Annotated in this window: 20 protein-coding genes, 1 pseudogene and 1 riboswitch; of the genes and pseudogenes, 14 read left to right on the forward strand and 7 right to left on the reverse strand. The window is 72.0% G+C overall.

Annotated elements, in window-relative coordinates; genetic code table 11:
• Positions 1–251: 251 nt before the first annotated feature.
• A riboswitch (cobalamin riboswitch) is annotated at positions 252–381 on the reverse strand.
• 735 nt (positions 382–1,116) lie between these two features.
• Positions 1,117–1,602 (forward strand): annotated as a pseudogene (locus ACIA47_RS00895) (MFS transporter); the annotation flags it as partial.
• A gap of 27 nt (positions 1,603–1,629) precedes the next feature.
• Here the strand turns inward: ACIA47_RS00895 and ACIA47_RS00900 are convergent.
• Positions 1,630–1,965: a hypothetical protein gene (locus ACIA47_RS00900; protein WP_112588084.1), complete on the reverse strand. Its 336-nt coding sequence runs from the start codon at positions 1,963–1,965 to the stop codon at positions 1,630–1,632.
• A 128-nt stretch (positions 1,966–2,093) separates the two neighbouring features.
• On the opposite strand from ACIA47_RS00900, the gene ACIA47_RS00905 reads away from it, so the two are divergent.
• Positions 2,094–2,675, forward strand: coding sequence for an RNA polymerase sigma factor (locus ACIA47_RS00905; RefSeq protein ID WP_203126294.1), 582 nt, complete (start codon positions 2,094–2,096; stop codon positions 2,673–2,675).
• Positions 2,668–3,387 carry a hypothetical protein gene (locus ACIA47_RS00910; RefSeq protein ID WP_396704312.1) on the forward strand — a complete coding sequence of 240 codons (720 nt, stop codon included), beginning with the start codon at positions 2,668–2,670 and terminating at the stop codon, positions 3,385–3,387. The genes ACIA47_RS00905 and ACIA47_RS00910 overlap by 8 nt, the downstream gene beginning before the upstream one ends.
• Before the next feature lie 37 nt (positions 3,388–3,424).
• Here ACIA47_RS00910 and ACIA47_RS00915 read toward each other — a convergent pair whose 3' ends face one another.
• Entirely contained in the window at positions 3,425–4,198 is a 774-nt protein-coding gene (locus ACIA47_RS00915) for a maleylpyruvate isomerase N-terminal domain-containing protein (RefSeq protein ID WP_396704314.1), read from the reverse strand.
• A gap of 407 nt (positions 4,199–4,605) precedes the next feature.
• Between ACIA47_RS00915 and ACIA47_RS00920 the strand changes: the two genes are divergently transcribed.
• From ACIA47_RS00920 to ileS, 3 genes are all read left to right on the forward strand, one after another.
• Complete coding sequence (locus tag ACIA47_RS00920) at positions 4,606–5,091, forward strand: hypothetical protein (RefSeq protein WP_396704316.1); 486 nt, start codon at positions 4,606–4,608, stop codon at positions 5,089–5,091.
• 31 nt (positions 5,092–5,122) lie between these two features.
• Positions 5,123–5,788, forward strand: a complete 666-nt coding sequence (locus tag ACIA47_RS00925; RefSeq protein WP_396704318.1) for a hypothetical protein — start codon at positions 5,123–5,125, stop codon at positions 5,786–5,788.
• A gap of 309 nt (positions 5,789–6,097) precedes the next feature.
• On the forward strand, positions 6,098–9,214 hold the full coding sequence (ileS, locus tag ACIA47_RS00930; RefSeq protein WP_396705317.1) for an isoleucine--tRNA ligase: 3,117 nt from the start codon (positions 6,098–6,100) through the stop codon (positions 9,212–9,214).
• Between the two features lie 19 nt (positions 9,215–9,233).
• Here the strand turns inward: ileS and ACIA47_RS00935 are convergent, their stop codons facing one another.
• Together ACIA47_RS00935 and ACIA47_RS00940 are read right to left on the reverse strand one after the other, a co-directional pair.
• Positions 9,234–10,130, reverse strand: coding sequence for an aldo/keto reductase (locus tag ACIA47_RS00935; RefSeq protein ID WP_396704320.1), 897 nt, complete (start codon positions 10,128–10,130; stop codon positions 9,234–9,236).
• A 73-nt stretch (positions 10,131–10,203) separates the two neighbouring features.
• Complete coding sequence (locus ACIA47_RS00940; RefSeq protein WP_396704322.1) at positions 10,204–11,466, reverse strand: MFS transporter; 1,263 nt, start codon at positions 11,464–11,466, stop codon at positions 10,204–10,206.
• Between the two features lie 160 nt (positions 11,467–11,626).
• Here ACIA47_RS00940 and ACIA47_RS00945 point away from each other — a divergent pair, with 160 nt between their 5' ends.
• Positions 11,627–12,619, forward strand: coding sequence for a LacI family DNA-binding transcriptional regulator (locus ACIA47_RS00945; protein WP_396704324.1), 993 nt, complete (start codon positions 11,627–11,629; stop codon positions 12,617–12,619).
• Positions 12,620–12,710: 91 nt separating this feature from the next.
• Entirely contained in the window at positions 12,711–13,439 is a 729-nt protein-coding gene (locus ACIA47_RS00950; RefSeq protein WP_396704326.1) for an alpha/beta hydrolase, read from the forward strand.
• Positions 13,440–13,451: 12 nt separating this feature from the next.
• On the opposite strand, the gene ACIA47_RS00955 is transcribed toward ACIA47_RS00950, so the two are convergent.
• Both ACIA47_RS00955 and ACIA47_RS00960 read right to left on the reverse strand, forming a co-directional pair.
• Positions 13,452–14,576, reverse strand: coding sequence for an aromatic acid exporter family protein (locus ACIA47_RS00955; RefSeq protein ID WP_396704328.1), 1,125 nt, complete (start codon positions 14,574–14,576; stop codon positions 13,452–13,454).
• A 214-nt stretch (positions 14,577–14,790) separates the two neighbouring features.
• Complete coding sequence (locus tag ACIA47_RS00960; protein ID WP_396704330.1) at positions 14,791–15,420, reverse strand: TetR/AcrR family transcriptional regulator; 630 nt, start codon at positions 15,418–15,420, stop codon at positions 14,791–14,793.
• 67 nt (positions 15,421–15,487) lie between these two features.
• On the opposite strand from ACIA47_RS00960, the gene ACIA47_RS00965 reads away from it, so the two are divergent.
• On the forward strand, positions 15,488–16,651 hold the full coding sequence (locus ACIA47_RS00965) for an FAD-dependent oxidoreductase (RefSeq protein ID WP_396704332.1): 1,164 nt from the start codon (positions 15,488–15,490) through the stop codon (positions 16,649–16,651).
• Here ACIA47_RS00965 and ACIA47_RS00970 read toward each other — a convergent pair.
• On the reverse strand, positions 16,621–17,085 hold the full coding sequence (locus ACIA47_RS00970) for an NUDIX hydrolase (protein ID WP_396704334.1): 465 nt from the start codon (positions 17,083–17,085) through the stop codon (positions 16,621–16,623). The genes ACIA47_RS00965 and ACIA47_RS00970 overlap by 31 nt on opposite strands.
• A gap of 260 nt (positions 17,086–17,345) precedes the next feature.
• On the opposite strand from ACIA47_RS00970, the gene ACIA47_RS00975 reads away from it, so the two are divergent.
• From ACIA47_RS00975 to ACIA47_RS00995, 5 genes are all read left to right on the forward strand, one after another.
• Positions 17,346–18,038, forward strand: coding sequence for an LppM family (lipo)protein (locus ACIA47_RS00975; protein ID WP_396705319.1), 693 nt, complete (start codon positions 17,346–17,348; stop codon positions 18,036–18,038).
• 143 nt (positions 18,039–18,181) lie between these two features.
• Complete coding sequence (locus ACIA47_RS00980) at positions 18,182–18,517, forward strand: hypothetical protein (protein ID WP_030327513.1); 336 nt, start codon at positions 18,182–18,184, stop codon at positions 18,515–18,517.
• Between the two features lie 14 nt (positions 18,518–18,531).
• Positions 18,532–19,140, forward strand: a complete 609-nt coding sequence (locus ACIA47_RS00985; RefSeq protein WP_396704336.1) for a glycine zipper family protein — start codon at positions 18,532–18,534, stop codon at positions 19,138–19,140.
• Positions 19,137–19,835 carry a carboxypeptidase-like regulatory domain-containing protein gene (locus tag ACIA47_RS00990; RefSeq protein ID WP_396704338.1) on the forward strand — a complete coding sequence of 233 codons (699 nt, stop codon included), beginning with the start codon at positions 19,137–19,139 and terminating at the stop codon, positions 19,833–19,835. Before ACIA47_RS00985 ends, ACIA47_RS00990 begins: the two co-directional genes overlap by 4 nt.
• A 23-nt stretch (positions 19,836–19,858) precedes the next feature.
• Entirely contained in the window at positions 19,859–21,112 is a 1,254-nt protein-coding gene (locus ACIA47_RS00995) for a phage tail sheath family protein (protein WP_396704340.1), read from the forward strand.
• Position 21,113 lies beyond the last annotated feature (1 nt).

The raw sequence follows: 21,113 nt of genomic DNA on the forward strand, positions 1-21,113 counted from the left end.
CCTCACGGGGCGACCGGGGCGATGCGGGGTGGGTACGGCGTCAGCCGGTACGACAGCCCGAGCTAACGGCGCGCCGACGCAGATGTCGGGGCCGGTCAGCGCCGGGCGATCAGCTCAGCGGTGCCGGTGGCCGGTGTCCTTGGAATGCACTGCCTGGAGCGCAATACGACGATAATCGTCGATGAATGAGACGCCGTGCGTCATCGGGTCCTCCTCGGGTGTCCACGCCCTGGGGTACGTCCCGACGGCCGAAGTATCCTGGCTTCCGGATCGACGCTCTCCCCCGGCCTTCCAACCGCAGACACACGGCCGTGACTCACGAGGGGGGATCGCTCCCCGGTGACAGTGGCGGGACCGCGTCGGATTCGCACCGACTTCCTTCACTGCCGTCAGGCCGCGAATGCTGCCACACCGCCGCGCCGCCGGTCAACGCCGGTCCGGTCCCGCCAGACGGACAGCACCCATCGAGCTTCAGCGATTGCGGTGGCGCGACGCCGCGCGGCGCAATGCCCCAGATCAATGTGCGACGTCCTTTGCTCTGCTTACCTATGTGCACCGGGCACGGAGGGTCACCGGCGCTTATAGGTAAACAGAGCAAAGGATGACCGAAGGCACTCTGACCTGCACCGATCATCGGGCGGGGCGGCGCCGGCCGACACTCTCACCTGGGATCGGCGGACGCCACACCAGTGGCCGCGATCAATCTCGAAGGTCGATCACCATGGTCGCCCCGCAGTTCCACCACCTGGCGGGCCGGGTCTGGCTCTGTCCGGGCGATCCCGACCCGGAGGCGGACCAGGCCGGCGTCGCCGTCGTCGCCGACGAACGCGGCAGTGTGATGATCGACGCCGGGCAGAGCCCCGCGCACGCCCGCGAGATCCAGGCCGCACTGGCCGCCACCGGGCTTCCGGAGCCCGCCGGCTGGTCTACATCCACCATCACTGGGACCACGTGTGGGGCGCCTGCGCCTGACCCGACCTGGAGATCGTCGGACCCGAGGCAGCGGTGTCGCTGCTGCGCCCGGAGGCCACCCGGCCGTGGAGCCACCGCTACCTGCAAGAGCAGGTACGCGCCGATCCCCGCCTCCGCCCGAGCTTTCAAGCCCGCGCACGCGCGATGACGTCCTGGGAAGACTTCGCCATCCTGCCGCCGACCCGGACCCTCGCCGACGTGGACGAACTGCCGGTCGGGGTTCCGCTACGCCACGTCGACGGCGGGTCGTCCTCGCCGCGTCAATGGCTGGCCTCGTTGTCCTGCTGGCAGCACCAGCGATCACCTCGTCCCCCCCGGCTGGTCGCCCTGGCGACCGTCCTGGGCGGCACCGGCTCCGGGGCGTGGAACGTCACCTACAGCTCGCTGCGCGCACTCGTCGTGCCCGACGAGATGATGGGGCGGTACAGCGGGGTCAGCCGTCTGACCAGTTGGGGATCGATGCCGCTCGGGGCTCTGGTCGCCGGCCTGACCGCAGAACTGGTCAGCGTCAGAGCGGTCTTCTGGGGCGGAGCGGCTCTCTGCCTCCTCGTGCTTGCCGTGACGTTACGCACGGTCACCTCGCCCGAATCCGACGGGTGCAGGCCCGCGCGACCGCTCTCCAGGAACCCGCGCCGGCCCAGCCGCACTGACCTGGCCTCAGCGGGCGTGGCGTTCCGGGTGGGCCCGGCTCCAGGTCCGCATCCGTTCCGGGTAGCCGGTGCGCGCCGCCTCGTACAGCGGCACCGCGTGCTTGCGGGCGATGGCCCCGGCCGCGCGGGGCGTTCCGGTACGGCGGCGGATCCACTCGCCGTCGTGGGCGATCGCCACCACTGTGGTGTCCGTCGCGGTCGTCTCCGGCTCCAGGTAGAACTCCACCCCGCGCCGGGTGGCGACGAACGCCTCCAGCGCCGCGAGGTCGTCGCGGGTCGCCTCCCGGTCCAGCTTCGTCGGGGTCGCCTCGGCACCCCGTGACCGGCGGTTGAACCAGCTCATGCCCCACCCCTCTCCTCGACGTCCCTCCAGTGCAGCACCGGTTCCTGGCAATACGCTGCACGCCCGATGAAAGAGAGCTGACCTACGCCGGGAAAGCCCTGTGGAACCCGCAGCGGGTGGGCGGTGTCATGAGTGTGATCCGAACGGAGGCTCCCCTGGACGACGAGGCGCTCGTCACCCGCGCTCGGGCAGGTGACCTGGAGGCGTACAACCTCCTGGTCGCCCGGCACACCGCGTCCGCCTACCGGACCGCGGTGCTGCTCGGCGCGGGCTCGGACTCCGAGGACGTCATCCAGGAGGCGTTTGTGAAGGCGTACCGGAAGCTGGCCCGTTACCGTGGTGACGCGTCCTTCCGGTCGTGGTTGCTCGCGATCGTCGCGAACGAGACCCGCAACCTGCACCGCTCCCGTGGCCGGCGCGACGGGCTCGTCCTGCGGGCGGCGGCAGCGGACCCGACGTCCGAGATCGCCGAGGACGACGCGGTCGGCGCGGTCCTCGCCGGGGAGCGCAGGGCGTCGCTGGTGCAGGCCCTGCGACAACTGCCGGTACGGGACCGCGAGGTGATCGTCTGCCGGTTCTTCCTCGATCTCACCGAGGAGGAGACGGTGGCGGCTCTGGGCTGGCCCCGGGGCACTGTGAAGTCGCGTACGTCCCGGGCGCTGGCGAAACTTCGTGGCCTGCTCGACCGTGCGGAGGTCCGGCATGGGTGACCTCGAACGGGAACTGCGCGACCTGTCCGCCTGGCTTGACACCCCCGAACCGCCCGACGTGACCGCCCGGGTCCGCGTACGACTCGGCACGCCCGCGCCCCGGCGGCGCCGGTGGCGGTCGCTCGCCGCGGTGGCGCTCGTCGCCCTGCTGGTGGCGGTGTTGCCGCCGACGCGGGCCGCGATCGCCGACGTCGTCACGGGGCTGCTGCGCTTCGCCGGGGTCAGCATCGCCACCTCACCCGCCCCGACGCCGCCCGGCGGCACCGCGTCGCCATTGCCCGGGCAGCGGGCCGTCGCCCTGGACGAGGCCCAACGGTCGGTGCGGTTTCCGATCCGCCTGCCGGCGACGCTGGGCACGCCCGAGCAGGTGCTGGTCGCCGACCCGGACGCCACGGGCCGGTACCGGGTGGCGACGCTGCTCTACGACGGGGGCGCGCTGCGCGTCGACGCGTTCGACGGTCACCTCGACCTGGCCTTCCACAAGGAGGTCACTCCGCCGGGCGCGAACTGGGTCCAGGTGAACGGCGACTTCGCCGTCTGGGTCGACGGCCCGCACGTCTTGTCCTACGTGGACCGGGCGGGCGGGATCCGCCGGGAGACCGCCCGACTTGCCGGATCGACCCTGATCTGGCAGGACAACGACGTGAGCTACCGGCTGGAGGGCACCCTCACCAAGGCCGAGGCGATCGAGATCGCGCGCTCACTGGGCTAGTGCTCTGGCCGGGGGCGTGGCAGCCACAGGTGTGCCTTTACGCGTTCGGGTCCCAGTCTGCGAGCTGCTCCATCGGCTGGATGTCGCCGGTGGTCTCCAGGTCGTCGAGCGGGACTCGCTCGTAGAAGTAGAGGACCATGTCGCTCGCCGCGCCTCGCATCGCCATGTCGCCCGGCTGCGCGTCGGCGGCGAGGTCGTCGCAGCGGACGCCGTCGGCGTTGAGGGTCAGGCGCCAGGAGCGGCCCTCGGTCGTGTGCAGGTCGATGGTCGCCGGCTTGAACGGCCAGGGGACGGTTGTCGCCGCGACGGTCGTCAGGAACTCGTCGACGCCCTCGACCGCGACGTCCGTCGGCAGCGGCTGTGCGGCCCCCTGGGTGAGCTGGACGTCGTAGGTGTGGACGGCCAACTCCTGGATCTGGTGCCGGGCCACGGCTCCGCTGGTCTGCGGGGCCTGCGAGCGGCCCCACCAGGTCCAGCAGCCGCGGTCCGGGCCGGCCTCGCGCATCGCGTCGAGCATGAGCACGGTCGACTCGGCGAGCCAGGCGTCCAGGGCTTCGCGGTCGCGGGGCGCGGTCGGAGCGCCCTTCGGGTCCGTCCTCGCCGGGGGCTCAGCGCCCGGGCCCGCCGCGATGATGGCGGCCTGGCGGCGGCGGCCGTCGCCGAGGTGCTGCGCCAGTTCGCGCAGCGTCCAGTCCGGGCAGGTCGGAACCTGGACGTCAAGGTCGGGGGCGGACGCGATCGCGGCGCGGAACGCGGCCGAGCGGTCATCGATCAGCCTCAGGACCTCGGGGAAATCCAAAATGCTCTGCACCTCGGTTGTCTATCACTACGCTCCGGCCACCGGATAGCGAATTTGTCGAACGAACGCGTCCCAGCCGAGCGTCCGGCGCCATACTGAAACTCCGCGCAGCGCTCGCCAACGGCGATCACGTCCTGACTTACGCCCGAGGTGCCAGCAGTGGTTCCTGGCCGGTCAGCCCGTCCCGCCATCTCTGGTCGCTAGTCGCGTCCGAGGCCGCCCGCCGACCCAGCCTGTTCCACGTAGGCATCCTCACATGCGCCCGTGAGGGTCTGTCCCCTCTGGCCTCACCGCCGCCAACCCGGTAGACGTTTCCGGTCCGAGCACGAGGAACCCGGAGGGCCGGGGCGGTGTCGGAAAGGTGCGACGAGTGCTCGGCGCGTACCGGAAGGGGCGAGATGGTTTCCTGGGGCAGGTTGATGCTGGCGTCCTCGGTGGTCCTGCTGGCGGGGTGCACGACCCCGACCAGCGGAGCGGCGCCGACGGCGGGTGCGGCCACCACGGCGAGCACCGCGACCGCCTGCGCGGCGCGGGTCGAGACGGGGTCCCTGCCCGACTGGGCGGACGCCGGGTTCAGCGGGGACGCGCGGGTTCCGCACGTCTTCGGCGCGAAGGGTGACATCGTGGCGGTGCTGTTCGCCCATCCCCTGCGGCAGGTCCGAACGGACGGGTCGAACAACAAGATCCTGTGGGTGGCCCGCGCCGCCACGACCTCGCCCAACCCGACCGCACCGGCAACCCTGGTGATCACCGCGAGGCTGGACGGCACGGACAACCGGGTGATCCGGGAGGTCGCCGGCGGCCCCGGTCCGTCGATCATCGACCTGCCGCAGGCCGGTTGCTGGCGCCTCGACCTGCGCTGGTCCGGGCACACCGACACGATGGACCTGGTCTACGCCCCCTGAGCCAGCGCCCCGGCTGTCTAGGCTGCCAGACGTGCTGAAGGACGAGCGGGGGGCGGCGGTCCGCAACAACGCCGAATGGTGCGACATCGTCTGCGGCAGCCACGGGTTGGCCGGCCGCACCGACGCCGACGCCTGGTCGGTTCCCCACCGTTCGCCACGGTGGTACCCGGACGCGGTCACAGTGCGGCCGGGCGTCGACGCGGAGGCCCTGCTGGCCCGGATCGACGCGGGGCCCGGCGCGTCGGTGAAGGACAGCTTCGCCGACCTCGACCTGTCCGGGTACGGGTTCCAGGTGCTCTTCGACGCCCAGTGGATCCACCGGCCGCCGTCGGCACCACCTGTCGACACACCGATGGCCCCGGTCACCACACCCGACGAGCTGGCGGTTTGGGCGGCGGCCCAGGGCGGTGGGGAGCTGTTCCGCCCCGCGCTCCTGGCCGACCCCCGGGTTCGGGTTCTCGCTCGCCGCGACGACCGGGGTGTGATCACCGGTGGGGCGGTGCTCAGCGGCGACGGCCCGTACGGCGTCTCCAACCTGTTCACCCGCACCGACAACTCCCGGGACATCTGGCGGGCGGTGTGCGCCAGCCTGCCCAACACGCCGCTGGTCGGCTACGAACCCACCCCGGACCTGACGCCGGCGCTCGCCGCCGGCTTCACCACCACCGGTCCTCTCCGCGTCTGGCTGCACGCCTAGTATTCCGGCCACTGGCTCCGCGCACGGACAGCTATGCTGACCGGCATCGGCACCGATCCGGCCATCACCGGGGAGCCTCCGGAAGAACGGGCAGCTCCGCCGCCCCAGTAGAACCGGACGTAGCGGCACGTCACGTCGCGAAATTGAGCGGCGCCTGCACCGTCGGGGCGCAAGCGGGGTGGTACCGCGGAGTCCTGGCCATACGCCCGGCACTTCGTCCCCGCGTGGGCAGTGAGCTGATGCCCGCGCGAGCGGACGTGGAGTGTAGGGAGAACGTCGGTGCCGGACGGTCCGTTGAAGTCACCATTCGTGCCACTGCCCACCAAGATTGACCTTGGTGGGATGGACCGTGCGGTCATCGGGTGGTGGCAGGCAAACAACGTGTTCAACCGGAGTCTGGAGCAGACGGCCGACGGTCCGTCGTGGGTGTTCTACGAGGGGCCGCCGACCGCCAACGGCACGCCGGGCACCCACCACATCGAGGCGAGAGTCTTCAAGGACCTCTTTCCCCGGTACCGGACGATGCGGGGCTTCTCGGTGCCGCGCCGTGCCGGGTGGGACTGCCACGGCCTGCCCGTCGAGCTCGCTGTGGAGAAGGAACTGGGGCTCGGCGGCAAGCCCGACATCGAGAAGATGGGCGTCGCGGAGTTCAACGCCCTGTGCCGCACCTCGGTGCTGCGGCACGTGGACGAGTTCGTGCAGCTCAGCCAGCGTATGGGTTACTGGATCGACCTGGAGCATCCGTACCAGACCATGTCCCCGGAGTACGTGGACAGCGTCTGGTGGTCACTGAAGCAGATCCACGACGGCGGGCGACTGGTGGAGGACTTCCGGGTCGCGCCGTACTGCACCCGCGACGGCACGACCCTGTCCGACCACGAGGTGGCGCAGGGGTACGAGACCGTCACCGACCCCTCCGTGTACGTGCGGTTTCCGTTGCACGGGGACGTGGCCGGACACAGCGGTGTCGACCTGCTGGTCTGGACCACCACCCCGTGGACCCTGGTGTCCAACACCGCCGTCGCCGTACATCCCACTGTGACGTACGCCGTCGCCCGCACCGGGCAGGGCACGTTCGTCGTCGCCGAACCGCTGACCCAGCGGGTCCTCGGCGAGGAGGCGGAGATCCTGGCGACCGTACCCGGGTCGGCCCTGGAGGGTCTGCGGTACGAACGGCCGTTCGACCTGGTGAACATCCCGGACGCGCACCGGGTGGTCCTCGCGGAGTACGTCACGACCGAGGACGGCACCGGCCTGGTGCACCAGGCGCCGGCCTTCGGCGCGGACGACCTCGCCGTCTGCCGCGCGTACGGGTTGCCGCTGGTGAACCCGGTCGCCCCGAACGGGCGGTTCAACGACGGCATCGACCTGGTCGGTGGGGTGTTCTTCAAGGACGCCGACGCGTTGCTCATCGACCGTCTCAGGAAGTCTGGTCGGTTGTTCCGGCACGAACCGTTCGAGCACCCCTACCCGCACTGCTGGCGGTGCCACACGCCGCTGATGTACTACGCACAGCCATCCTGGTACATCCGGACGACCGAGGTCCGCGACGAGCTGACGCGGGAGAACGAGAACACCAACTGGTTCCCGGAGCACATCAAACACGGCCGCTACGGCGACTGGCTGAAGAACAACATCGACTGGGCGGTGTCCCGCGCCCGGTACTGGGGCACGCCGCTGCCGCTGTGGCGATGCCCGGACAACCACGTGACAGCTGTCGGTTCCCGTACGGAGCTCGGGGAGCTGGCCGGCGCCGACCTGTCCGAGCTGGATCCGCACCGCCCGTACGTCGACGAGATCACTTTCGCCTGCCCGGACTGCGGCCAGGTCGCCACCCGCGTCCCCGAGGTGATCGACGCCTGGTACGACTCCGGGGCGATGCCGTTCGCGTCGTTGGGCTACCCCCACGTGCCGGGCAGCAAGGAGATCTTCGAGCGCACCTATCCGGCCCAGTACATCTGCGAGGCGATCGATCAGACGCGGGGGTGGTTCTACACGCTGATGGCGGTGGGCACGCTGGTCTTCGACCGGTCCCCGTACGAGAACGTCGTCTGCCTCGGTCACATCCTGGCCGAGGACGGCCGCAAGATGAGCAAACACCTGGGCAACATCCTGCTGCCGATCCCGTTGATGGACACGCACGGCGCCGACGCGGTGCGCTGGTTCATGGCGTGCTCCGGCTCACCGTGGTCGCCGCGCCGGATCGGGCCTGGCCCACTCGACGAGATCGTCCGCAAGGTGTTGATGACCTACTGGAACACCGCGGCGTTCTTCTCCCTCTACGCGGCGAACTCGACGTGGGCGCCGCATCTGGCGCAGCCGGTCGCCCAGCGACCGGTCTTGGACCGGTGGGTCGTCGGCGAGGTCCACGCCCTCGCAGCCGCCGTTGACGAACGGATGCAGAACTACGACACGGCGCGCGCCGGCCGACTGCTCGCCGACTTCATCGACGACCTGTCCAACTGGTACGTACGGCGGTCGCGGCAGCGTTTCTGGGAGGGCGACGCCAACGCCCTCACCACCCTGTACGAGTGCCTCGACATCCTCACGCGGCTACTGGCGCCGTTCATTCCCTTCGTCACGGAGGAGGTGTGGCAGCAGGTCGTCCGGCACGGTGCCGAGTCGGCTCCGGAGTCGGTGCACCTGGCGACCTGGCCCACACCCGACACCACACTGATCAGCACGGAGTTGTCGGCCCAGGTGGCCACGGCGCGGGCGTTGGCCGAGGCGGGGCGGTCCGCGCGTAAGGCGAGCGGTCTGCGGATCCGTCAGCCGTTGAGCCGGGCGCTCGTGGGGCTGCCGGCCGGCACCGTTCTCCCGCAGGCGTTGCTGGACGACATCGGCGACGAGTTGAACGTGAAGGTCCTCCAGCCGCTCGATCCCCAGAGCGGGGTCATCGACGTGCAGGTGAAAGCGAACTTCCGGACCCTGGGCCGCCGGTTCGGCAACCGCACCCAGCACGTCGCGAAGGCGATTGCCGCCGTGGCCCCCCGGGAGCTGGTCGACGGCGTCCGGGCGAACGGGACGTACCCACTGTCGGTCGACGGCGCACAGGTCGAGGTGGGCCTGGACGACATCCTGATCACGGAGGTGCCGCGCACCGGTTGGGTGGTGGAGTCCCAGCGCGGCGCGACGATCGCGTTGGACACCGAGATCACCCCGGAACTGGCAGCCGAGGGCGTCGCACGCGACGTCGTACGCATCATCCAGCAGGCCCGCCGCGACGCCGACTTCGAGGTCTCCGACCGGATCACGGTGTCGATCGCCGCCCCTGCGGACGTCGCGGCGGCGATCTCCGCGCATCACAAGCTCATCGCGCACGAGACCCTCGCGCTCCAGCTGACGGTTGCGGACGCGTTGTCGGAGGGGTTCTCCGGCACGGTGGGCGACGGTCAGGAGATTGTGGTGCACGTCGTACGGGCCTGAGCGGTGACGGGATGGACGATCAGTCCAGACGGGTCAGGTCTTCCGAGGTCAGGCGTAGGGCTCCGGCGGCGATGTTCTGCGCCAGGTGCTCCGGGTCCGTGGTGCCGGGGATGGCGAGCACGTGGGGGCCCTGGTGCAGGGTCCAGGCGAGGCGTACCTGCTGCGGGGTGACGCCGTGGGCGCGGGCGACCGCCTCCACGGCCTCGCCCTGCGCGGTGCTCGCGCCCGCCTCCCGCCCGGTGCCGGCCAGCGCGAAGAACGGCACGTAGGCGATGCCCCGCTCACCGCAGAGCCGGACGAGCGCGTCCTGCTCCCGGTAGGCGTCCACCCCGTAGTTGTTCTGCACGCAGACCACCGGAGCGATGCCCGCCACCTCGTCCAGCTGTTCCGGCCGGACGTTGGAGAGCCCGAGGTGCCGGATCAGCCCGGCGGCCCGCAACTCGGCGAGCGCGCCGAACCGGTCGGCCACCGGCACCGCACCCGGCCCCCGGCCGAGGCGCAGGTTCACCACGTCGAGCTGGTCGCGGCCGAGCCGGCGAAGGTTCTCCTCCACCTGGGCCCGCAACCGCGCCGGGGTGAGCGCCTCGGTGAAGCCCGCCTCCGGGTCGTACCCGAAACCGACCTTGGTGGCGATCACCAGGTCCTCCGGGTACGGGGCGAGCGCCGCGCGGATCAGCTCGGTGGCGTAGCGGGCCGGGCCGGTGCCGACGCGCAGGGTGCCGCCGGGCGAGACGTAGAACGCGGCAGTGTCGATGTGGTTGACGCCCAGTTCCACGGCGCGGCGCAGCAGGGCCACGGCCTGCTCAGGGCCGGGGTTGGCGGTGATCCGCATGGAGCCGAAGCCCATCCGGTGCACGGTGCGGTCGCCCAGGGTCCAGGTGCCCGCCGCGGCGGCGGTGATCTCGTCGGTTGGCATCGGGCGACCGTAACCAGTGCGGGTGCGCGGCGCAGTCGGCCGCGCACCCGATACCACCCGGCGGCGAAATGGGTTAGTTTTTAACTACCGACGGAGCAGTCTCAGCGGGGTGCGGCGGGCGCAGCACCGGCACCAGCAGCAGGGTCGGCAGCAGCAGCAGCGGCACCGCCAGCAGCGCGCGCAGCGTGCCGACCTCATCGCCGATCAGCCCCAGCAACGGCGGGCCACCGAGGAACGCGGTGTAGCCGATCACCGCGACCACGCTCACCCGCACCGCCGCGTGCGCCTCGTCGTCGGCCGCCGCGCTCATCCCGACCGGGAAGCCCAGCGACGCACCCAGGCCCCACAGGGCGACGCCGATGACGGCCACCGGCCCGGAGCCCGCCAGCACGGCCAGGCCGGCGCCGACCACGGCGAGGCCGATGGTGCCGCTGAGCACCGGCACCCGACCCCACCGGTCCAGCGCGACGGTGCCGACGGTGCGCCCGACGGTCATGCCCACCACGAAGACCGCGAAGACCGCCGCGCCGGCGGCCTCGCTGAGGTCCCGTCCGTCGATGAACGCGACGGCCAGCCAGTCGTTGGCGGCACCCTCGGTGAACGCCGCCACCAGCACGAACAGCCCGATCAGCAGGGTGCGCGGCTCCCGCCAGGCGGCGAGTTGCGCCCGGCGACGGGCGGCCGGGGTGGCGTCCGCCGGGTCGCCGGTGTGATCGCTGCCCACCGGCAGGAACGTCCGGGCGGCGAGCGCGGTGCCGGTCAACACGACCACCGCCACCGCGACGAGATGCGCGCCGACGGACACGTCGAACCGGGCCGCCCCGGCGCCGAGCGCCGCTCCGGCCACCGAACCGAGGCTCCACCCGGCATGGAACCGGGGCATGATCGTCCGGCCCAACCGCCGTTCCACCGCCGCGCCCTCGACGTTCATCGCCACGTCGCAGGCGCCGGAGCCGTAGCCGAGGGCAACCAGTCCCAGGGCGACGATGGCGAAGGACCCGGTCATCGTGGCGCCCAGCCCCGCCACGGTCAGGCCGACCGCGACCAGCACGGTGGCCATCGTGACGGTGCGTGCCGCACCGAATCGCTGGGCGAGCAGGCCGGAGGTGGGCATGGCCAGCAGCGCGCCGACGCTCATCGCCAGCAGCAACAACCCGAGTCGGCCGGCGGAGAGGTCCAACGCCTCCCGGACCGCCGGGACGCGGGAGAACCAACTGCCGACGGCGAGCCCGTTGAGGGTGAAGGTGACGGCGACGCCGTTGCGGGCGAGCCGCACCGTCCGCAGGGTCGGCGATGCGGTGGCCGGGGCCACGGGTCGACTGGTGGGGGCGCTCACGAGGGTAGGTCCTCTTTCTCGGGGTGATCTCCTGGCACGATCGCACACCTGAGAGCGCTACCACCACAACCGGGAACCGCCCCTTACCGCTGCTGCTCCGGCCGGGGCATGATGTGCGCAGGCGTTGGTCCGACCGGACGGGCCGCCGCAGGAGGCGACGATGACGACAGCGGCACAGCGACCGGCCACTCTCGAGGACGTGGCCCGGGTCGCCGGCGTGTCCCGATCCACGGCGTCGCGGGTGATCGCCGGCACGGGGTTCGCCTCGCCGGCCGCCCGGAAACAGGTCACGGCAGCCGTCGACCAGCTCGGCTACGTGCCCAACCCGGCCGCCCGGGCGCTGGTCAGCGGCGGGGGCGGCGTACGCCTGGTGGTGGCCGTTCTGGGCACCAGCGCCGCGGTGCTGGACGACCCGTACGTGCACCAGGTGGTCGGCGCGGCCGCCCGGGTGTGCACGCCCGCCGGTGTCGGGGTGGCGCTGTACTGGCTGCCGTTCGGCGACCCCCGCAGCCTCGACCAACTCGACGGGGATCGCAGCGTGTGCGGGGTGATCCTGGTCAACACCACCGAGGAGTTGCTGGCGGCGGTGCCCCGGTCGCTGCGCGGTCGGGTGGTCTCGATCGGCATCGGCTCGGCGACAGTGCCGTCGTTCGACGTCGACAACGCCGCCGGTTCCGAAGCGGTGCTGCGCCATCTGCACGCCTCGGGTCGCCGCCGGATCGCCATGGTGACCGGCCCCCGGTGGCTGCCCTGCGCGCAACGCCCGGTGCAGACGTACCGCCGACTGATGGCCGAGGCCGGCCTACCGGAGCGGATACTTCCCGGGGACTTCAGGGCGGCGCGCGGCCGGACGGCGGCCGGCGAGGCGTTGCGCCGCTGGCCGGACGTCGACGCGATCTACGCGATCAGCGACGACACCGCGCTCGGGGTGATCGCGGGCCTGCGGGACGCCGGTGCGCGGGTGCCCGCCGACGTCGCGGTGGCCGGCTTCGACGACATTCCGTTGGCCGGGATGACCGCCCCGGCGCTGACCACGGCGAGTCATCCGGTGGGGCGGATCGCCGCCGCCGCGGCCACCGCCCTGCTGGACGGGCGCCCGGCGGCCCCGGTGACCCTCTTCCCGTCCGCCCTGGTGGCGCGGGCCAGCGCCTGAGGCGACGCTCGGTCGAGCACACTGACGGTTAACCCCGTAGGGGCCGGGTAACCGCGTCGGACCCTTCGTCAACCGTAAGGAGCGCCGACCCGTGTCCGACTCCGCGCCGTCGCACTGGGACCCGGCGCCGAGCCCTCGGGACGGCCGGTTGACCGCCCGCCGCCACCCGCCGGTGGCGCCGGGCCGCAGCGGGCTGGTGCCGATGGCCGGCCCCGACGGTGACCGGCTGGCCCTGGGGTACGCCCCGGAGCCCGCGACCGACGGTTCGGCGTACCGGTTGGTGCTGCTCCTGCACGGTGCGGGCGGTTCGGCGCGACAGGGGCTGGACCTGCTGTTGCCGGTCGCGGACGCACAGCACCTGCTGCTGGTCGCCCCGGACTCGTCCGCGGCCAGTTGGGACCTGATCGCCGGCGGCTTCGGGGCGGACGTGGGGCGCATCGACGGGCTGTTGGCGACCGTCTTCGACACCTACCCGGTGGCCGACGTGACGGTCGGCGGCTTCTCCGACGGCGCCTCGTACGCGCTGTCGCTGGGCCTGGCGAACGGGGATCTGGTCGACGCGGTGCTGGCCTTCTCCCCCGGTTTCGCCGCGCCACCGGTCACCCACGGCCGGCCACGGATCTTCATCTCGCACGGCGTCGACGACCGGGTGCTGCCCATCGACGTGTGCAGCCGCCGCCTTGTCCCCCGCCTGCACGATCTCGGCTACGACGTGACCTACCAGGAGTTCCCGGGCGGCCACGACATCCCCGCCCCGATCCACGATTCCGCCGTCGCCTGGCTAACCGCCCATCCTCCACGGGCAGGGAACCACCGTTGAGCGGTGCGGACGTCAGACCGGCGGGAGGCCGAGGGCGTCGTCGACGCGGGCGAGGACGGCGGCGTCGTCCTCCGGGTTGACGCCGCGCAGCAGGTCGATGGCCGTGGCTCGGACCTGACCGATGATCATCGCCAGGGGGAGGGTCTGCGTGGAGCCGAAGAGCTGCCCGGCGGCGTGCACCGCGGCCAACGCCGACTCGTCGGCCCGGGTGGCGTGCCGGTCGGCGGTCTCCTCCTGCCCGTTCAGGTCGGCGGCGAGTGCGGCACCGGCCTGACGGACCGCCTCGGCCAGTGACCGCAGGGCGGCGCCGAGCTCGGGCGGGGCCGGGGTGTGCAGCCGGCTGAGGGTCACGCCCGCACGGGCCAGCACCCGGACGTTGCGGACCGCGTAGTCGATCTGCCGGATCGACTCGTCCACCGAGCGCAGCCGACCGATGTGCCGGCGTCGGCGGACGTTGAGCCGCAGCGCCTCGCCGGCGGCCAGCACTCCGTCGCGCAGCCCGTCCACCCGGGCGTCCATCCCCCGCGCCTGCCTCAGCGCGGCGACAGCCGCCGGCTCGTCGCGGTCGTCCAGCGCGTCGGCGATCCCGCCCAGCAACCCGGCCAACTCGTCGAAGGTCCGCCGTACCTCGGCGACCAGCGGCGCCAGCGGATGCCGGGCGTCGACCAGCAGGCTGGCCGCGAGGGCGACCGCGCCACCGACCAGCGCGTCGACGAAGCGGAACGGCACCAACGACCCGTCCGGCGGTGCGACCACCACCAGGTAGAGCGCGGAGACCGCCGCCTGCACCAGGGTCACGCCGGTGGCGCCGAAGGCCACCGCGAGGAGGACGGTGAGCAGAATGACGGTGAACACCGTCCAGGTGCTGCCCGGGCCGAGCGCCTGCACCACCAGGTCCGCGACGAGCACCCCGGCGGCGACCCCGAGGACAACCTCGACGGCCCGGCGGATGCGCTGCCCCCGGGCCTGCCCGAGGACGATCAGCGCGGCGGCCGGCGCGAAGAAGGGCTGCGGGTGCCCGAGCAACCGGGTGGCCAGCAGCCAGGCCACTGTCGCCGCGACGGTCGCCTCCAGCACCGGCCGCCAGCCGTGCCGCAGCCGCCCGCCGGCCGTCCGCAGGCCGCTGAACCGCACCATCGCCCAACCTCTCCCGCCCACGCCGGCCGGCCCGCCGCGCCCCGGCCCGACGCCAGGCTGCCAGCTCACCACACCCGAGGCGATCGTCTCCCATCACGCGTCGGACCTGATCACCGGGCCGCTCCAGGCCCCTGCTCGGCATGCCCACGCGCCACCAGGCCCGCACACGGCCGAGCCTGGCGATCTGCTCGACGACGACCAGCGACGGTCGGGGTCAGGTGCCGGTGAGAGCGCGCAGCAGCGTACGGACGGCGGCGCTCAGGTCGGCCCGGCTGGCGACCGTACCGGGCGGTGGGGCGCTGAGCGCGCCTGCGCCGGCCAGCCGGTCGAAGAGCAGCCCGTCCACGAATGCCACGAACTGGTCGCCCTGCCGATCGGGGTCGGTGGCCCCGGCCCGGGTCAGCAGGTCCCGGGCCTGCACCCGCAGGCCGGTGCCATGTTGCAGGATGCCGCGCAGCTCGGGCCGGTGCACCGCCTCCAGCAGGCACGCGTAGCGCGCGAGGCTCCGGCTGCGTCCGGTGCTCAACCAGCGGTCGAGCACCTCGGCGACGCCAGCGGCGAGCGCGTCGAGGTCGCCGCCGTCGAGCCGGGGGGCAGGGGTCGGGGGTGGCGGGCCGGTCGGCAGGTCGTACGCGGCCAGGTCGGCCCGGTCCCGCTCGGCGAGCCGTCCGACGACAGCCTCGATCAGCGCCTGTCGGGTCCGCAGGTACGCGGAGGTGGTGCCCGGCGGCATTCCGGCGCGGCCGTCGACCGCCCGGTGTGTCAGGGCTCGCATGCCACCGTCGGCGATCAGTTCGATGGCCGCGTCGGTCAGTGTCGCGATCCGGTTCGCCCGCGCCGTCATGGCACTCCTCCCCTCTCATGCTCCGAAGGTAGTATCCTCCTTCTACAGGTGTAGAAGGAGGATCGACATGGACGACTCACACGCGGTGGTGGTGGGCGGCGGCATCGGCGGGTTGAGCGCGGCGCTCGCCCTGCACCGGCACGGATGGCGGGTCACCGTACTGGAGCGCGCCGCCGAACTGCGCGAGGTCGGCGCCGGCCTGAGCCTGATGGCCAACGCCGTGCGCGGGGTGGACGCCCTCGGCCTCGGCCCGGCCCTGCGCCAGGGTGGACACGGCGAGGCACCTGGCGGGATCCGCGACCAGCACGGGCGGTGGCTGTCCCGGGTGGACGCCGCGGAGATGATCCGGCAGCTGGGCACCACGGCGCTCGGCGTGCACCGGGCCACGCTGCACCGCACCCTGCGCGAGGCCCTGCCCGCCTCGTCCCTGCACACCAATGCCTCAATGGAACACGTGGAGTCCGGCCCGGACCGGGCCGAGGTGCGCTACCTCGGTTCCGACGGCTCGCACACCCTCGACGCCGACCTGGTGGTCGGCGCCGATGGCCTGCGCAGCCGGGTCCGCGCCCAGCTCTGGCCCCAACACCCCGGCCCGGTGTACGCGGGATCGACGACCTGGCGAGCGGCCATCGCGTTTCCCGATCCGATCCCGGCCGCCATCACCTGGGGGCCGGGAGCGGAGTTCGGCATGGTGCCGATCGGTGACGGCCAGCTCTACTGGTACGGCGCGCTGAACGCCCCGCCGGGCGGCCACGCCCCCGACGAGCTGGCGGCCCTGCGGGAGCACTTCGGCGACTGGCATGCCCCCATCCCGGAGCTTCTCGCGGCGACCCCGCCCGAAGCCGTCCTGCGTAACGACATCCACTACCTTGCTGCGCCGTTGCCCTCGTACGTGCGAGGGCGGGTGGCGTTGCTCGGCGACGCCGCCCACGCGATGACGCCCAACCTCGGGCAGGGCGCAGGGCAGGCGATCGAGGACGCGGTGGTGCTCGGCGCGGTCTGCGCCGGCGGTGCCAAGGAAGTGCCCGCCGCCCTGGCCGCGTACGACGAGCAGCGTCGACCGCGTAGTCAGTCCGTCGCCCGTGCCTCCTACGCTGCCGGGCGGTTCGGACAGCAGCTGCACAACCCGGTCGCCTTCGCGATGCGGACCGTCGCGTTGCGGCTCATCCCGAGCCGGCTGGCGCTGCGCAGCATGGCCCGCTACGCGGACTGGCGACCGCCGGCGGGCTGAGCCGGCCCAGCGATCCGGCCGGTGGCCAGGGCGGCGTACTCCGCCGAGGCGAGGAACTCGGTCAACACCTCCACGGTGCCCGGCGTCCACGGACGACCGTCGAGCACCTCGGCACCGGGGACGAAGAGCATCGCCGCGCCCTCGCCGAGCACCACGTCCTCCTGCCGGGCCCTGGTGCTGCCGAGGAAGTAGTGCTTCACCCGAGCCAGCTCGGGCAGCGTCTGCACGGCGACCGGGTGCAGTGGCCCGTCGGCCCGCAGGCCGGTCTCCTCCAACAACTCCCGCTCGGCAGTCTGCTCCGGCGTCTCCCCCGGCTCGCCGTGGCCGCCGGGCAGCCCCCACACGTTCGGGTGGTGCGTCGCGTCGCCGTCGCGCAGTTGCAACAGCAGCCGCCCGTCGGGATCCACCAGCAGGACGCACGCGACAATTCTCATCCGACCAGACTACGGCCGACGAGGAACCGTCGTGGCCCCAAAGCTCCAGAATAGTCATTCGGGTCGCCGTCGGGGCTAATCAAAGGCGACAGTGCGCCGGTACAATCGGCGACTTCGTTGTGACCGATCGCTGACTGCTGATGGTGAAATCGATCACACACACTGAGCCCATGAACAGGAGAGTCAACCGCGGTAGGGCACTCCGCGTCGCGGTGTGCCTCCTCCTTCTCGCCGCGTTGAGCGGCTGCATGCAACTCAACATGGGGTTGACCGTCAACGCCGACGACACGGTCGACGGGCAGCTCCTGCTGACGGCCCAGAAGTCCGTGCTGAGCGGTCGTAACAAGAACCTCCCGGTCGCCTTCGCGGAGTTGCGGCAGAACATCCCCGCCCTACCGGCGGGCGAGGAAACCCTTTACCAGGACGACACTTTCTACGGCTCCCAGATCAGTTACCGCAAGGCGCCGCTGGCCGGTTTCGACACCGAGAGCGTGAAACTGGTCAGGGACGGCGATCTGTACCGCTTCACGCTGCCGCTCGATCCCAAGAAATATGGCGGAAAGGTTGCGGAGCAGAATCCGCAAAACCAACAGGCGTTCCTCAAGCTCATGTCGTTCGAGATCTCGGTGACATTTCCCGGCCGGGTGATCGACAGCAATGGCACCGTCAACGGCCGTTCGGTCAGTTGGAAGGTCGATCCCAACCAGGAGAAGCCAGCCGAGCTGCGGGCCGTGGCCGAGGCGCCACCACGACCGTCCACCTCGCCAGTTGCCGCCGGCGAGGAGGACGACGGCGGATTCCCCTGGCTGCTGGTCGTCGGTGGTGTCCTCCTGCTGCTGCTGCTCGCCGCGGTGGGCGTACTCCTGGTTCGCCGCCGTCACCCCGCGGCGCCGGCTGCGCCCGGTCCGACCCCGCCGCCGGGCCCGCCCGCCGGCGCCCCGGAGCCCGGCTGATTTATCTGGTGGCCGGCTCAGCCGGCCACGCCCGGCCCCGGCCGCCCCCGAAACGACGGCGACCGGCCCCGGTGCTCCCCGCAGGGGCACCGGACCTCACCACCACCACATCCCGGTCGCACCATCGCAGAAGGGGGATCGTCATGAACGATCTCTTCACCTGGGCAGCCCTGGGGACCATCGCCGGCGCTAGCGCCGCCACCCTGCTGGCCACCAACGTCATCGGCGGGCTGATCGGCCCGAGCGGCGACAAGCTCCGCAAGTGGATCGCCATCGCCATCGCGCTGCTGCTGTCCTACGTGACAGCGGCGTTCGCCGACGACGCCGGCGGCGAGAAGTGGGTCATCGCGTTCTTCAACGCGCTGGTCATCTTCTCCGCCGCGCTCGGCGTCAACCAGTTCCCGCCCGGCAACCGACAGGCGACGCCGACCCAGGTCGCGAGCGGTCGTGAGCCCCGAGTCTTCCGTTCCTGGGTCTGAGGGGTGGTGCTGTCATGGTCTTCGGAATTCTCAGCGCAGTCATTCAGGTCGGCTTCGCCGCCCTGCTCGGCTTCCTCGCCGGTGGCTCGATCGGGCTGCTGATCGGCGCCGTCGTGGGCCTGGTGGTCGGCGCGGTCTTCGGCTGGTCGGTGGCCTCCGCCGGGGTGTACGCCTCGGACGCCCGTGGCATCTTCCTCTTCGTCGTCGACCACACCTGGAGTCTGCTCAACACTGTCGCCGGCGCCATCTACCTGACCGTGCACCTGATCTTCGGGCACTCGCTGGACCGGCCAACGTCACTGAACAGCGGTCGGGTCAGCGTGGTGGAGGGGGTCTCGCCCCGCTACGCCACCACCATCGGCACCGTCTGCGCCGGCTCCAGCTCCGGCATCCAGCGGCACGAGGACGTGCACATCTTCCAGGGCCGCCTGCTCGGGCCGCTCTACATCCCGCTGGTGCTGGCCAACTACGTCCTGTTCACCATCGCGCCGGTGTGGCTGCTCTACCACGACCACACCAACGCGCCGATCAACCGCTTCACCCGGTACTTCGAGATCGGCGTCTACCCGCACGTGTGGAACGAGGCCATCGCGTACCGGATCCAGGGAACGCCGCCGCGATGACCACCCACGGGCGCGGACCGATCGAGACCGCCACCGCCGAGTTGGTCGCCTGGGTGACCAGCGCGGCGGGGGAACCGGTCCCGGTCGGCCCGCCCCGCGCGTGCGACGACGCCGACGGGCTCACCCTCTGGCCGCTGGAGCTGCGCCCGGCCCGGCAGACCCGCTCCAGCGGCGCGGTCCGCGAACCGTACCGGTTCACGGTCCGCCACCTGCTCTGCGTCACCGGTCCGGCCGGGTTGCCCCGGCTGGACCGGGTGCTCACCGCCGCGACCAGCGACGGCAGTTACCCGGTCGTGCTTGAGGCCGGTGATCCACCACTGTGGGCGGCGTTCGGTACGGCGCCCCGACCGGCGTTGCTGATCGACGTTGCGGCGCAGGTGGACCACCCGACTCCGGCCGCGCCGCCGGTGCTGCAACCGCTGCGGTTGCGGCAACTCGACGTACGCAGCCTCAGTGGTCGGGTGGTCGGCCCCCAGGAGCAGCCACTGGCCGCGATGCGGGTCGAGCTGCCCGGCAGCGGGTCCGCCACCCACACCGACCCGCAGGGCCGGTTCCTGATCGTCGGCGTCCCGCACGACCCCGAGCACCCGGGCCCGGTCCGGTTGCGGCTGAGCGGACGCGGGCTCGTCCTCACCGCCGACGTCGACCCGGGTGAGGACGACATCGTCATCGTCTGCGCGCCACCGACCCACTGACACCCACAGGCACAGGAGGACCGATGCCCAGTTACTTCTCCCCCGGCATCTATGTCGAGGAGGTCCCCAGCGGCGCCCGACCGATCGGGCCGGCGAGCACCAGCATCGCCGCCTTCGTCGGCGTCGCCCCGGACCGCTCCGCCCACCTGGGCAGGGCGGTGCCGGTCAACAACTGGACGGAGTTCCTGCGGCTCTTCGCCGCCGGCGAGCGGGTGGAGAGCACCCCGCTGGCCCGGGCGGTCTTCGGTTTCCTGGACAACGGCGGCGCCCGCTGCTGGGTGGTCAACGTCGGCGAGGGTGGCGCGATCACCGGCACCGGGCAGCGGCGTGGCGGCCTGCAACTACTGGAGGCCGTCGACGAGATCTCCATCATCGCCGCGCCCGGTTTCCACGACGTGGTGTCCCACGAGGCGCTGCTCAGCATGGCCGAGCGCACCCGCACCATGGTCGCGATCTGCGACCCGGCACCCGACATCGACGACATCTCCGCGTTGACCCGGGTCGCCACGCCGTCCTCCGGCAAACCCTCCAAGCCCGCCGAGGGTACGGGCGGCGGTCCGGCCGGCGGCGGTCCGGCCCAGCCGGGCGGCTCCGGCGGCCACGAGGGGGCCGCCTACCGGCCGCGACAGTCCGAGTTCGGCGCGTTCTACTACCCCTGGCTGCGGGTGCGCGACCCGATCAGCGGCGAGTTGGAACTCACTCCGCCGAGCGGGCACCTGGCCGGCATCTGGGCCCGCACCGACGCCCTGCGCGGCGTGCACAAGGCACCTGCCAACGAGCCGGTGCGCGGCGCCGTCGACCTGAGCTACCTGGTCACCCGACCGGAACACGACGTGCTCAACCCCAAGGGCGTCAACGTGATCCGCTACTTCGCCGGCGAGGGCATCCGCGTCTGGGGCGCCCGTACGCTCGCCGCCGAGGCCAGCGAGTGGCGCTACCTCAACGTCCGACGCCTCAGCATCGCCATCGAGCAGGCCATCGCCAACGGCACCCGGTGGATGGTGTTCGAGCCCAACGACTTCACCCTCTGGCGTTCGATCCGGCGCGACATCGGGGCGTTCCTCACCCGGGTCTGGCGGGACGGCGCGCTGCTGGGGCGCAGCCCGGAGGAGGCGTTCTTCGTCAAGTGCGACGAGGAGACCAACCCCGCGGACGTCCGCGACGCGGGCATGGTGATCGCCCACATCGGCATCGCGGTCGTCAAGCCCGCCGAATTCGTGGTGTTCAAGCTGAGCCAGTGGGCCGGCGGCACCGAGACCGAGACGATCGGAGGCTGAC

The organism is Micromonospora sp. NPDC051227 (genome assembly GCF_044455385.1).
Lineage (GTDB): Bacteria > Actinomycetota > Actinomycetes > Mycobacteriales > Micromonosporaceae > Micromonospora.

Excerpts from the sequence above, each read along its gene's own strand:
- ACIA47_RS00990 (WP_396704338.1), top strand. The coding sequence starts at position 19,137 with ATGACCACCCACGGGCGCGGACCGATCGAGACCGCCACCGCCGAGTTG.
- ACIA47_RS00900 (WP_112588084.1), bottom strand. The coding sequence starts at position 1,965 with ATGAGCTGGTTCAACCGCCGGTCACGGGGTGCCGAGGCGACCCCGACG.
- ACIA47_RS00985 (WP_396704336.1), top strand. The coding sequence starts at position 18,532 with ATGGTCTTCGGAATTCTCAGCGCAGTCATTCAGGTCGGCTTCGCCGCC.
- ACIA47_RS00960 (WP_396704330.1), bottom strand. The coding sequence starts at position 15,420 with ATGACGGCGCGGGCGAACCGGATCGCGACACTGACCGACGCGGCCATC.
- ACIA47_RS00995 (WP_396704340.1), top strand. The coding sequence starts at position 19,859 with ATGCCCAGTTACTTCTCCCCCGGCATCTATGTCGAGGAGGTCCCCAGC.
- ACIA47_RS00970 (WP_396704334.1), bottom strand. The coding sequence starts at position 17,085 with ATGAGAATTGTCGCGTGCGTCCTGCTGGTGGATCCCGACGGGCGGCTG.
- ACIA47_RS00980 (WP_030327513.1), top strand. The coding sequence starts at position 18,182 with ATGAACGATCTCTTCACCTGGGCAGCCCTGGGGACCATCGCCGGCGCT.
- ACIA47_RS00920 (WP_396704316.1), top strand. The coding sequence starts at position 4,606 with ATGCTGGCGTCCTCGGTGGTCCTGCTGGCGGGGTGCACGACCCCGACC.
- ACIA47_RS00905 (WP_203126294.1), top strand. The coding sequence starts at position 2,094 with ATGAGTGTGATCCGAACGGAGGCTCCCCTGGACGACGAGGCGCTCGTC.
- ACIA47_RS00975 (WP_396705319.1), top strand. The coding sequence starts at position 17,346 with ATGGGGTTGACCGTCAACGCCGACGACACGGTCGACGGGCAGCTCCTG.
- ACIA47_RS00955 (WP_396704328.1), bottom strand. The coding sequence starts at position 14,576 with ATGGTGCGGTTCAGCGGCCTGCGGACGGCCGGCGGGCGGCTGCGGCAC.
- ACIA47_RS00910 (WP_396704312.1), top strand. The coding sequence starts at position 2,668 with ATGGGTGACCTCGAACGGGAACTGCGCGACCTGTCCGCCTGGCTTGAC.
- ACIA47_RS00935 (WP_396704320.1), bottom strand. The coding sequence starts at position 10,130 with ATGCCAACCGACGAGATCACCGCCGCCGCGGCGGGCACCTGGACCCTG.
- ACIA47_RS00965 (WP_396704332.1), top strand. The coding sequence starts at position 15,488 with ATGGACGACTCACACGCGGTGGTGGTGGGCGGCGGCATCGGCGGGTTG.
- ACIA47_RS00945 (WP_396704324.1), top strand. The coding sequence starts at position 11,627 with ATGACGACAGCGGCACAGCGACCGGCCACTCTCGAGGACGTGGCCCGG.